At 63.0% G+C, this 11,735-nt stretch carries 14 protein-coding genes; 7 read left to right on the forward strand and 7 right to left on the reverse strand.

The window, feature by feature from the left end; translation table 11 throughout:
• Position 1: 1 nt before the first annotated feature.
• The 5 genes from BST13_RS03035 to BST13_RS03055 are packed head-to-tail and all read right to left on the reverse strand — an operon-like array spanning position 2 to position 4,675.
• Positions 2-1,243 carry an NADH-ubiquinone oxidoreductase-F iron-sulfur binding region domain-containing protein gene (locus BST13_RS03035; RefSeq protein ID WP_083160473.1) on the reverse strand — a complete coding sequence of 414 codons (1,242 nt, stop codon included), beginning with the start codon at positions 1,241-1,243 and terminating at the stop codon, positions 2-4.
• A 5-nt stretch (positions 1,244-1,248) separates the two neighbouring features.
• Complete coding sequence (locus BST13_RS03040) at positions 1,249-1,617, reverse strand: (2Fe-2S) ferredoxin domain-containing protein (protein ID WP_158087103.1); 369 nt, start codon at positions 1,615-1,617, stop codon at positions 1,249-1,251.
• Positions 1,610-1,927, reverse strand: coding sequence for an MmoB/DmpM family protein (locus tag BST13_RS03045; RefSeq protein WP_083160477.1), 318 nt, complete (start codon positions 1,925-1,927; stop codon positions 1,610-1,612). The genes BST13_RS03040 and BST13_RS03045 overlap by 8 nt, the downstream gene beginning before the upstream one ends.
• Complete coding sequence (locus BST13_RS03050; protein ID WP_083160479.1) at positions 1,924-3,174, reverse strand: ferritin family protein; 1,251 nt, start codon at positions 3,172-3,174, stop codon at positions 1,924-1,926. The genes BST13_RS03045 and BST13_RS03050 overlap by 4 nt, the downstream gene beginning before the upstream one ends.
• Before the next feature lie 34 nt (positions 3,175-3,208).
• Entirely contained in the window at positions 3,209-4,675 is a 1,467-nt protein-coding gene (locus BST13_RS03055; protein ID WP_083160481.1) for a ferritin family protein, read from the reverse strand.
• 310 nt (positions 4,676-4,985) lie between these two features.
• Between BST13_RS03055 and BST13_RS03060 the strand changes: the two genes are divergently transcribed.
• On the forward strand, positions 4,986-5,855 hold the full coding sequence (locus BST13_RS03060; protein WP_142282714.1) for a cupin domain-containing protein: 870 nt from the start codon (positions 4,986-4,988) through the stop codon (positions 5,853-5,855).
• A gap of 106 nt (positions 5,856-5,961) precedes the next feature.
• On the opposite strand, the gene BST13_RS03065 is transcribed toward BST13_RS03060, so the two are convergent.
• A complete protein-coding gene (locus BST13_RS03065; protein ID WP_142282715.1) occupies positions 5,962-6,486 on the reverse strand; it encodes a winged helix-turn-helix transcriptional regulator in 525 nt (174 codons plus the stop codon).
• A 128-nt stretch (positions 6,487-6,614) separates the two neighbouring features.
• Between BST13_RS03065 and BST13_RS03070 the strand changes: the two genes are divergently transcribed.
• The 6 genes from BST13_RS03070 to BST13_RS03095 all read left to right on the forward strand — a co-directional run bounded on the left by BST13_RS03070 (position 6,615) and on the right by BST13_RS03095 (position 10,627).
• Positions 6,615-7,529, forward strand: a complete 915-nt coding sequence (locus BST13_RS03070) for an NmrA family NAD(P)-binding protein (protein WP_083160487.1) — start codon at positions 6,615-6,617, stop codon at positions 7,527-7,529.
• A 228-nt stretch (positions 7,530-7,757) separates the two neighbouring features.
• The gene (locus tag BST13_RS03075; RefSeq protein WP_083160489.1) at positions 7,758-8,141 is read left to right on the forward strand and encodes a nuclear transport factor 2 family protein; all 384 of its coding nucleotides are present in this window, start codon (positions 7,758-7,760) and stop codon (positions 8,139-8,141) included.
• Positions 8,138-8,629, forward strand: coding sequence for a DUF3237 domain-containing protein (locus BST13_RS03080; RefSeq protein WP_083160491.1), 492 nt, complete (start codon positions 8,138-8,140; stop codon positions 8,627-8,629). The genes BST13_RS03075 and BST13_RS03080 overlap by 4 nt, the downstream gene beginning before the upstream one ends.
• A 65-nt stretch (positions 8,630-8,694) precedes the next feature.
• Complete coding sequence (locus tag BST13_RS03085; protein WP_083160493.1) at positions 8,695-9,099, forward strand: nitroreductase/quinone reductase family protein; 405 nt, start codon at positions 8,695-8,697, stop codon at positions 9,097-9,099.
• A 32-nt stretch (positions 9,100-9,131) separates the two neighbouring features.
• Positions 9,132-9,722 (forward strand): TetR/AcrR family transcriptional regulator, encoded by a 591-nt coding sequence (locus BST13_RS03090; RefSeq protein WP_245839293.1) that lies wholly within the window; start codon positions 9,132-9,134, stop codon positions 9,720-9,722.
• A 65-nt stretch (positions 9,723-9,787) separates the two neighbouring features.
• Positions 9,788-10,627 carry a GAF and ANTAR domain-containing protein gene (locus tag BST13_RS03095; RefSeq protein WP_083160495.1) on the forward strand — a complete coding sequence of 280 codons (840 nt, stop codon included), beginning with the start codon at positions 9,788-9,790 and terminating at the stop codon, positions 10,625-10,627.
• 265 nt (positions 10,628-10,892) lie between these two features.
• Here BST13_RS03095 and BST13_RS03100 read toward each other — a convergent pair whose 3' ends face one another.
• On the reverse strand, positions 10,893-11,717 hold the full coding sequence (locus BST13_RS03100; RefSeq protein ID WP_083160497.1) for a MetQ/NlpA family ABC transporter substrate-binding protein: 825 nt from the start codon (positions 11,715-11,717) through the stop codon (positions 10,893-10,895).
• Positions 11,718-11,735: the final 18 nt, after the last annotated feature.

The raw sequence follows: 11,735 nt of genomic DNA on the forward strand, positions 1-11,735 counted from the left end.
TTCATAGGCTCCTTGCTGTGGGGTTGTTGACCGTCGCCGCAGGCACCGCGCACGAGCCGTGTTCGATGTGGGCAGCGAAATCCTGGGGGAATAAGGTGCGTGCGGAATCAACCGGGGCTGTTGGCATGTCGATCAACGAGCACCGGTGTGGCATGTCGACGACGAACTCCTCGATGATCTTGAGCTTGTCGAGGAGATCCCAACCGCCAGAGGCCGTTTCGATCTGCTGCAGTGTGCGGTGATAGCTCTGGGTCTTCATGCGGCAGGGTGGGCATTGTCCGCACTGTTCGCGGCTGAAGAACCCGGTGATCTCTTCGCAGATCTCCACAAGGCAGGAACTCGTGGAGATGACCCTGATCGCCAGGCAGCCCGGCTGAGAGCCGGCTGCGCGGATGGAATCGTTGGCGATCAGGATCTCTGCGTCCGCAACACCCAGAAACCGGCTCGATGGTCCGCCCGGCTGGAACGCTTTCAACTGGCCCGATCCAGTTATGCCGCCGGCGCGGGCGAACAAGTCGGCGAACGTGTCCGTGTAGGGGTCGATCTCGTAGACCCCGGCCGTCCTGATGTCGCCTGTGACAGTCGTCAGTCGTGTCCACACTGGCTGATCATCAACCCACGCTGCTCGGATGATCCGTGGCAGATTCGCGAGCGTCTCGCAGTTGGTTACCACCGTGGGCAGCCCATCGACCCCACGTTCAGTCGGATACGGGGGCTGGCCGGTCGGCTTGGGGTCACCGCCGTTGATCGAATTCACCGCAGCGGTGGCTTCGCCGGAGACGTAGCGTTCGTCGGCCAATTCGATCCGTATTCGCTGCGCGAGTGTGAAGCTGCCGCGCACTTCATCGAGTGCCGCCAACAAGCTGTCGAGCTCGATGCCGGCCGCCTGGCTGACGTACATCACGATGTCGCCGGCATCGATCGCCGCAGCGGCGATCATCGCCCCTTCGATGACGATGTGAGGGTTGCGTTCCAGGAGGGCTCGGTCTTTGCGGCTACCCGGTTCATCCTCGGCCGCGTTACACACCACGACGCGTGGTGCTGGAACCGAAAGGACACCAGCTATTTTGCGTGCGAATGCAAAGTGCGCACCGCCGAGCCCGGTTAAGGGCGTCGACCTCAACGCCTCCTGAGCCCGGCTCGGTTCAGCGATGACGTACCGCAGCGCCAGGTAGCCTTCGTGCCTGAGATAGTCTGTGCGGTCGAGGCGTTGGGGCGGCAGGAGCGCCTCACGTGTCGGCATCAGGCCTACTCTGCGGATAGGCTCAGGTCGCCGGGTTTGAACCCGGCGTCGAGCATGTTGAAGATCTTGCGGGCGAGGAAGGAGTCGCTGCGGTCGATGGCTTCGACCGCAGCACCTCCCTCCGCGTGTTCAACGATCGCCCGAGCATGCTCAGGGCCGACTTCACTGTAAAAAGCGCGCTCGTGCTCGATGAGCAGATTGGGGCCCTGCTCGCAGGCGGCGAAACAGATGTAGTCATTGACCTCTACGTCCACGCCGGTCTCATCGACGATTTCGCGGAGTCGATCCCGCAGGGCTTCGGACCCCCGCATCGCGCAGTCCATGTTGACGCAAACGTGGATGATGCGGTCATCGGAGCGGACATCATCAAACATGGGATGCATCTCCTTGGTCGTCGGGATCCCAGGACAGGACGACTTGTTCGTCATCCCACCGGCTGAAGTAGCCGCGGTAGGCCGACACGACCTGGTTGAGGTCGCGGGAGTCCCAGTCCCGTCCGAGGTGCTCCGACACCGCCGACGCGTGGATGACCATGCGGTCAGGGACATCGAGCAGCACTAGACCAGGCATCGGCACCACCGATGCGTCCGGGACGTCTTGCAGGACGGCGGCGACGATCGCATCGGCTTCCTCGCCGGCCATCATCTCGATGCCCACGACCGATCGGGAGACCCGGGCGCTCATGCGGGAACCTCTACCTTCACGGGACCCACTGTTGGAGTGACGATTCCAGCATCGGTGAACTGCGCGTTGATCCAGGTTGCCGCTTCGGCAAGGGCTTCGTCAGGGTCGCTGGCTGTGTCGTCGCCGAGGAGGGTGATTGCAGCCGCGTACGCCCGTGGCAACAGGTCCGTGACCCAGTCGTTGATCAGAGCCCGGTTGTGCTCGGCGTGTGCCGTATCGTCGGTGAGCAACCGAAGGAACGCGACAGCGCTTTCGCGGTGACGGACCTTGTCGTCCTCGATCGAGCGGCACACGAAGGGAGTCAGTCCATCTCCGGCCGCCAGGCTGCAGGTCGTCAGCAGGCCGTGTGCGGCGGCGGTGTGGAGTGGTTCGACTATGAGGTCGGCGAGCACGATGGCTTTGCCCCAGTCCAAGGTCGCCATGATTTCCTCGATGATGCGTCGAGTGGGCTGGAACCGCGACGCTTCCATCCACGCGGGGCGGGGATCGTCGAAACCGTCGTGATGCTCGCCGTACGCCAGCGCGAGCCGACCGTAGAGCTGCGCATGTCGCAACTCGTCGAACATCATGAACGAGGTGGCACCAGCAATCCACGAGGAAAGCGCGAACCGAGTGGTCTGTTGATGGGTTACACAAAGGCCCCAGTCCGGGTACTGCAGCACCCCAACGACGTTGCGCAACAATTCGATTCGCGCGGGATCGACGGAGGCAAGTTGCTTGTCGTGCTCTGCGAATTCGAAAGCAGTGGCTACGCTGCGCCCGGCGCGTGCTTGCCGCGTTGTGTAGGTGCGGTAATACAGCTTGTCGGGTGTCCGGTAGGCCTCCCAATCCGAGCATCGTAGCGTAGTGCTGTCATCCGCCCAGACCTTCTGCGCGGGCCTACCACCGTCGATGTGAAACGGTTCGTGCCACTGTAGGAGGCGCGTGACCTCCTCGTATTCGTTGAGGCGGCGCTTGCTGGCGGGCTGCCGGAGCGTATCGACGTCGATCGTAGGCTTGGGTGTCGGCGCGGTGTCGAATGCCGGTTCACCCGTGGCCCGCACGGTTACCAAGTCGCCGTCGCCGATACCTAGATCGCGCAGTTTGGTGCCCGGCACGACCCCGTCGAGATCGAGTTCGATGAGGCGGCCCTGCGCCGCGCGGGATGCCCCGACTTCGGCCAACAGGTCCGCGATTGTTGGATCGTCATCCGCTAGGACGAACGCTTCGGGTGCCGCTTCGTCGAGCACACGGGAATAGACCAGCATCTTCAGGAATCTCCTTTACTGTCTGGGGTTTTGGTCAGATGGTGGCCGGGACAGCCATTGCGGGGAAGTAACCTTCAGGAGCATGAGTGCCGCCGAGTGGCGTTCCGTCCGGGCTGATGTTGAGGAACTGCGCGACCCAGGCGGGATCCTTGTCGGCGAGCAGCAGTGCTGAGGGTTCAGTGGTGCGGCTGTACTTGTTAGGTTCGCGTTCGAAGATCCACCGGCAGCCCTCTGAGCAGAGCCAGTACCGCTGACCGTCGTGATCAACGGGCAGAGCAATCGCGTTGGCCGGATGCGGGAAGACGCAGGGGAACTTGCAGACGTCGCAGACCATCGGCAGCCGGTCGGCATCGACGTTGGCGCCGTCTGCTACTGCGCGCCAGAACGGTGCGTGGTGTTCGCCGAACGCGGGGTACTTCTCGTGCAGCCACTCAAGATCATCGTTGGTGGGTTGGTGTACGTCGAACCACAACTGGTCACGGCTTGCATACAGGTTGCGCCAGATGCTGTGCGAGCCGTGCTCGATCTCAGCCAGCGCCTGCTGCAAGTGCCTCGGGGGCTTCAACCCGAACTGCGACAGTTCGGACACGTAGCCCTCGATGAAATCCTCGAGGACATAGCGCCGGAATGCTTCCTTGTAGGAGATCGGCTTGGTCTTCGGGAAGTAATCGAGCACCGGCCCCACCACGGCCAGCAGCAGCCGGTGACAGCGCCAGAACCACTTGTCCATCCAGTCCTGAATCAGCGGCAGGTTGCCGGTATCGCTTTGCAGCAGCGCGCGCGCCACCGACTGACCCAGCGCCATGTGACGTGTCTCATCGCTCTGGATGGTCAGGTGCGCTTGCCCAAATCCATAGTCCCCGTTGGCAACTCCCGCTGCGGGTGCTGCGATGAACAGCAGGTTGGTGAAGGCCGTCTCGAACACCAGATTGGTGCCAATGATCGCCTCGATCGGATCAGTGGTGATCAGGTCCTCGAAAAACGATCGGTCACCCTGGAAGTACCAGTGCCGCTCGAAGAACGCGATGCGGTCCTTCGGCAGGAGGAAGCCGCTCTCGTGATGCTTGACGTAATCCTTGGCTTGGTAGACCGCTTCTTCGGCGTGGCGACGCTCGTCCATGGCTTGCACCATCGACGCGATGCGGATCGCAGGCGCGGGCGCGAACCGTGCCACCCGCACGTGTCCGCGGTAGTTGTAGTACTCGCTGTAGGTCAGCGCGGTGTTGAACGATTTCATCGCTTCCACCCACCGCGGATCCACCCGGTTAATGTGGCCGAATCGGGCACCGGCATCGCGCACGGCGTGGAACTTGTCTTCCTTTTCCGCCTGGATCCGGATGTAGTCCTCGAACAGGATCTGGAACGGGTCGTTGAACTTCTTCCAGTCCGGCATGGTGCACGCCGTGCGCCACTCCTCTGGAATGTAGGCGTCCTCACCCACATAGGTGGGATCCCAATGCAGCGAGTGGGTCAACCGCTGGTATTGCTCACGCGTTTTCATGACGATCCGTTCTGTTGATCAGAGTTGAAAGTGTTCTAACCTTCTGAAAGTTCATCAAGGTTGTATGCCTATTTCCAGACCGGAAGGAGGTTAGTGGAGTTGGTGAAGGTTAGAGCACAGACAGTACTCCGTGATGTGGCACACGTTCAAGGGTCAATGTGTGTCAGTTCATCTCGACTGGAATCGGTTGCTATCAGGCCGCCCGTAGGCCGTGTCTGCAGGGGATTTCGTCTGCGCGAGGCGTCTACGCTGGATTGCGCAACTAGCACGTTGTGAGATGGGGTAGACCAAGCAGGTGGGTAGAAAGTCAGTGACCTCGGACGTCGGCGGTCCCAACGGGAACGGTTCGCCCGGCCCGGTGGAAGCTGCTAGTGGGCAGGGTCTCTACATTCAGCAGGCCGCGCAAATGGTCGGTGCGAGTCCGGTGCAGCTACGTCAATGGGAGCAGCAGCGCCTGATCTGTCCCTCGCGTACCTCCTCTGGGTACCGAATATTCACGATTACCGACATTGAGCGGATGCGACGGATCCAGTCATTGATGGCTGGAGGCGTCAACGCGGAGGGGGTGCGGCGCATCCTCGATGACGCCGTAGATTCCAGCGGCACGCGCACGGCCGGGGCAACCGCGCCGGCCCATTCGCGAGGAGTCGGGGAGACTATTCGCAGCCTGCGCAAGAGTCGTGACCTGACCCTTCGTGATGTGGCCGCTATGACTGGCCTGAGTCCCTCGTACATCAGTTCCGTTGAGCGAGGCAGGGCAGCGCCATCGATTGCCTCATTGCAGAAGATCGGCGCGGTGTTCGAGACGAACGTGCTCAGCTTGATGACCGACTCGTACGAAGCACCGAACCTCCTGGTGCGAGCAGACTCGCGCCGAGTACTCGAGAGTGACAAAGGCGTCCGAATCGAAGACATGTCGACGGCCGGCAGCAACCTGGAACCATTGCTATTCACTTTTCAGCCCGGCTGCGGAAGCGACGGCGCCATCTCCCATGAAGGTGAAGAGTTCCTGTTTGTCCTATCCGGACGCCTACACCTGCGTCTGGATGGAAGCGACGATTTCTACCTCGGCCCAGGGGATTCCATGGCTTTCAGCAGCAAACGCGCGCATTCGTTCGACAATCCGACCGAGGACGCGCCGACCGTTGTGCTGTGGATCAACACCCCACGCACCTTCTGACCATCCGTTCGCCACGTCCTCGAATGTCGGCTGAGCGCAGGGTGGGCCCCGGCGATGAAGGGTTCCCGCTCGATCGCAGTCCCGCAACACCGGTAGAGCAGCGGCCTCAGGCCTCGGTGCCTGGCTGCGCCCGTTGGCGACGTGCTTGGCGCAGTGTGGGGTCGAGCCTCTCCTTCATGAACGCATCGGCGTCCGGTCCTGGCAGGAATGCGGTGTTGATCGCCGACAGCTGTCGACCGCTGGCTCGGTCCGTGAGGACCGGAACGATCTCCTCGTCGTTGTCCTGATCGACCAGCACAACCTGGCGGTTTCCCACAGCTGAGTGTTTTGCGCCCCACGCGTACAGGGCGACAATCACTACGGCGAGATCCTTACCGCGAGGCGTGGGCAGGTATTCGAACCGTTTCGGTGTGGCCGTGTATTGCTGCCGCTGCAGCAGGCCGGCCTCGACGAGGGCTTTGAGCCGGCGGGTCAGCATGTTCGGCGCGATGCCCAAATTGCGCTGCAACTCGTCGAATCGGGTGAACCCGTCCAGCACGTCGCGCATGATCACCAGCGTCCACCAGTCGCCGACCATGTCCAACGCTCCGGCGATCGGGCAGCCCATCGACTCGAAACTGGTGTGCCGCAAGGGCTCTCCTCTTTCCTCGTCGTATCGCCGGCCTACTGAACGCTACCCGGTGAGTAACTTGCATAATAGTAGTCACTCTCATAGGTTCTGTCTGTCCCACCCCGCCAACGACGACAACGAGGTGCTCTATGCAACAGACGCTGGTACTCGGCGCCACCGGCCGCCATGGCCGAACCGGTGCACGGATGGTCGAGCGGCTACTGGGCCACGGCCACCACGTGCGGGTGATGGTCCGCACCGCCGGGCCCATGGTCGAGGAATTGCGCGACCACGGCGCCAGGGTGGTGATCGGCGACTTGCTGGATCGGCGGACGCTTCGTGCAGCTGTCGATGGCATCGACGGGGTCTACTTCGCCTATCCGGTTGCGCCGGGCGTCACGTCCGCCGCCGCGAACCTGGCCTCCGTTCTGCGTGAGGCCGCACTGTCACCGAATCTGGTGGTGATGTCGATGGCCGCTGCGGCCGCGGAGAACCCCAGTGGACTCGGACGAGCTCACTACGTGGCCGAAGAAGTGCTCGCCTGGGCCGGGCTCAAGCCGACGGTGCTACGGGTGGCGGCCCTGTTCTACGAGAACATTCTGCTCCTGCACGGTGCGTCCATCCGGGCCCGCGGAGGCTTCGCCAACAGCTTCGGGGCGGCCCGGGTGCCGTGGATCAGCGGACGCGACGCCGCCGACCTGGCGGTCGCGGCGTTGGTGGACCCGGATCGGTTCGCCGATGGCCCCGTCTCGTATCCACCGGGCGCCGAACTGCTCAGCCACAGTGACATCGCCTCGGCGATCAGCACTGAGATCGGCGGTCCCGTCCATTACACCCACATACCTCAGCAGCAATGGGAAGCCGAACTCGCGGGCACCGCGGGCTCGGTGATCAATCCGGGTATGGCCCAGCACATATCGGCGATCGGAGCCATGCTGTCCAACCTGTCGGCGGCGCCGCCGGTTCCCCCCGACCGCCATCGGCTGGCCGAGCTGATCGGTCATGAGCCGATGTCATTCACGGAGTTCGTCAGTCAGCATCGGAACGAATTCCTGCGTTCCTGAAGGTGTCGGCCATGTCACCGTCTGCCGAAACTCGTCGCCACTGGTGCCCGCATCGTTCTGTACGCGAGCAACGAAGGCCGCTCGGGAGCAAGTGGCGATACGCGGATGCGATTACGGGCGACGTTCTTGAACACCACCGATGACCAGTGCACGCGTGCATCTCGCTCTGCCATTTTACGCCCGCGATAACACTTGCATACTGCAGGTAGGTTATTGCATACTGACAGTATGCAAACTACAGTTCAAGATCTGCGAGTGATTTCGGAGCGGTACTTCGCCGCATGGGCCGCGCACGATCCCGACGCGATCGTCGCGCTGCACAGCGAGGACACCCAGTTCTGGTCGCACCTTGGTGCCGGGCCTGTACACGGTCGTCAGGCCGTCCGCGCCGCATTTGCCGCGATCTTCAAACAATTCCCCGACCTCACCTGGGAGACCTATCGCGTGCTGTACGGCGAGGATCACTGGATCCTCGACTGGGCGTTGATCTCCGGCGACATCCGGTTCGACTGCCTCGACGTCGTCAACGTGTCACCGGACGGCTTGGTGGCCCGCAAGGACACCTTCATCGACGCGATGCAGCTCCAAGCGGCGTTGGGAGTTGCGAAATGACCACCGCAACACCTGTTGACCAACTGCCCCTCGTCGACGCGCTGCCCGTCGAGCACCTCTTCGACATGCACGTTAACCTGCAACCCGCACAATCGATCCCGACACCGGTTGGGGCACGTCTGACCTTCATCACGACCGGCGGTGTCATCGAAGGACCGAAGCTACGCGGCGAACTGCTGCCCGGAGGGGGAGACTGGCTGATCGCCGGGGCCGACGGCGTTGGGCGCGTCGACGTCCGAGCCACGTTGCGCACGCACGACGGTGCCCTCATTCACTATGAATCCCGCGGTGTCATCAAGATTCCTGCTGACGGCGTGCAACGGCTGGGCGCCGGCGAGGCACTTCCGTTCGAGGAGACCTACATCCGCACGACCCCGAAGTTCGAGACCTCCGACGAGCGCTACGCATGGCTGTCCGAAGTCGTCGCGGTCGGCTATAACATCCTGTCGCCCAACCACATCGACTACCGGATCTACCACGTGCTGTGAGTCAGGAAAGTCTTGCCCGCCAGTCGAATCGGGTGGTGCGACGCTGGCCGGCAGCGCAACGAGCGATGAGCCGCATGCATGCGCGCCTCTATGAGATCAGTGGCGGGCGCTTTCTACCGCGCTGGTTCGCAGGCGCGCCGGTGATGGTGCTCGAAACCGTCGGCAGGCGCAGCGGTACCAAGCGTGCGACGCCGGTGTTGTACCTGCGTGACGGCGACGCATTCGTTGTTCTCGCGGCCAACGCGGGCGCCGATCGGACCCCCGCGTGGTGGCTCAACCTGCGCGATGCCGGGGCGGGCGAGATCGTGGTGGGCCGTCGCAGGATCCGGGTACGGCCGCGACTGCTGGATGGCGCCGACCGCAAGCGGCTATGGCGAGCGTTCGTCGAAATGTACCCGCAGGCCGAGCACTACACGCGATTCACCGATCGGGTCCTGCCGCTGATCGCCTTGGAGCCGGCGCAACGGTGAACACCGGCTATGGTCGAGCCGTGGCGACAAAGGTGGCGAGACGGACTCAAGCCGAGCGGACCGAGGCAACCACCGCCGCGCTCGTCGACGCCGCGCGCGAACTGTTCGCCCGGGACGGCTACGACGCGACATCGCTCGACGCGGTGGCGGCGCGGGCCAAGGTGACCAAGGGTGCGGTGTATCACCACTTCGACGGCAAGCGGCAGCTGTTCGAGGCCGTGTTCACGCGCGAGGTGGAGCAGTTGGCCACGCCGCTCGTCGAGGCGTACGCCCGCAAGAAGGACCCGTTGGAGGCGTTCAAGGCCGGGTGCCGCGCCTTCCTCGACGAATGCCTCGATCCCGAACTGCAGCGGATCGTGCTGCTCGATGCCTTGACCGCCATCGGCTGGGAGCAGGTCCGTCGACTGGAGGGCCCGCTGCTGGACATGATGCAGCTGGGCATCGCGCGGGCCGCCGAAGCCGGGCGCATCGCACCGCGACCGCCGGCACCGCTCGCTCACTTTCTCTACGGAGCGCTCTGCGAAACCGCGATGATCGTCGCTCGCGCCGACGATCAGAAGGCCGCCCACCGGCAGGCCGTCAGCGAGATCAACCGCATTCTGGACGGCCTGGCAATCGACTGACTCGGCAAGCAGGGCCAACGCTGGACTCGTAGTTACCAGTGCGTCAGTTATGCCACACTCGTCAAATGACGTACTCGGATCCGCGCACCGACGACTCGCTTCCCGCGAAGACGGCGAATCAGGATGCCAGCGAAGCGGCCGACCTGGTCGTCGCCGCTGCCGCAGGGGAGCAGCAGATCAGCGCCACCGAGCTCGGGCGGAGACTACTCGCAGTAAGCCGCACCGTCGCCGATGAGGACGAACTGCTCAGCCTGCTGCAGAACCTCGCCCAAATTGCCCAGCAGACGATTCCCGGCGCCGACAGCACCGGCGTGACCATCGATCTGGCCAGACGAACCTATACGGCTGTGCACACCGACCAGCGCACTCTGCGGGTCGACACCGAACAGTACGACTGTGGCGAGGGTCCTTGCCTGCAGGCCGCCCGCACAGGCCAGATCGTGCTCGTGGACTTCAGTCAAGCCGCAGCCACATGGCCGCGCTTCGCAGCCGCCGCCGAAGCCGAAGGCATTCTCAGTTTTCTCGCCGCGCCACTGAAAACTGAGGATCAGACCCTAGGGTCACTCAACCTGTATGGCCGGTCTCCTTCGGCGTTCGACAGCTTCGACGTCGAAATCCTGGACCTGCTGACCGAAGCGGTATCCCGTGCGATCGGTGATTTCGCACGCTTCCGTTCGGCCCATGATGTGGCGACCGGACTGCAGCGAGCCTTGGAGACCCGCGCCCCCATCGAACAGGCCAAGGGAATGCTGATGGCCATGCACGCCATCGATGCCGATGAGGCCTTTGCACGGTTGCGTCGGGAAAGTCAGAACACAAATATTCCACTCCGCATTGTGGCGACTCGTCTCGTCCGGCAGCTCACTTCGCCGCCTGGCACGGAAACAGATGGCGAGGCTGTTTGATCGGCGACACGGGAACGACGCTGGGATGCTCAACGCCGTAGCTGCGGTCCAAAGCATCGCCTTGTGCAGGACCTCGATGCAGCCCGTCGCAGCCCTCACCGTCGAGTAATGTGCCCACCGAGTTGCCGACGCAAACACCGAAACAAAGAGGCTGCGTGAGATTCCTGGCGGCGACCGCCTGGGGAACCGTCTGACCACGAGCTTCGACCGCTTGTGCCGGCGCGCGGCGCGCGGATTTGCGGCACGCCGGGTTGTCGCCCACCGGTTACCAGGCGGGGACGAGGACTTCCCTGCCTCCGAACGAGTCCAGCAGTTGCTTCTTCACGGAGTCACTCTGGTAGGACTCCTTGAGCACCTTGATCTTCTCGGTCTCCTGCTGGCCGTTCTTGACCGCGATGACGTCGGGGGACTGGCTCGACTTGGCTTCCTTGACAAGCGCGGTGTTGTAGTCGATTCCGATGTCAGCGGCCTGCGAGCCGTAGAGGAAGCCGGCGTCGGCATCGTCGAGTGCCTTGGGCAGCAAGGCGTAGTCGAGGCCCTGGATCTTGATGTTGCGCGGGTTCTCGACGATGTCCTTGTCGGTGATCGCGAGTGGGTCGACGCCTGGCCGCAGCTTGATCAGGCCCGCGTCCTGCAGCATCAAGAACGTGCGGAAGAAGTTCGACGGGTCGATGTGCGCTGTGACGACGGCTCCGTTCGGCAGGTCCTGGATCGACTTCCACTTCTTCGAGAACAATCCACTCGGATCGGTGAAGGCGGGAAATGCGGCAACGAGATTCCCGTGGAACTGCCGGTTGTAGTAGTCCAGATAAGCCTGATGCTGGTGGTATGTGGCGTCGGCTTCACCACTTTCGACCGCTGAATTGAGTTCGGGCCCATCGGTGATGAACTTGTAGTCAAGCTTGTAGCCGTGCTTGGCCACCTCGTCCGCCAGCGCCTTGGTGGTGTCCTCGTAGACCGCGATGTTGGTCGAGACGAACTTGATCGTCTTGTCGTCGCTGCTGCTGCCGAGTCCGGTCACCGACGAGCACGCCGAAGTGGCACCGGTCATGATGAGTAGCGCAGCGGCGGCGAATGCCTTGAATCTCATATTGACTCCTTTTTGAGC

Origin of the sequence: Mycobacterium aquaticum (genome assembly GCF_002086485.1) — a bacterium.
GTDB lineage: Bacteria > Actinomycetota > Actinomycetes > Mycobacteriales > Mycobacteriaceae > Mycobacterium > Mycobacterium aquaticum.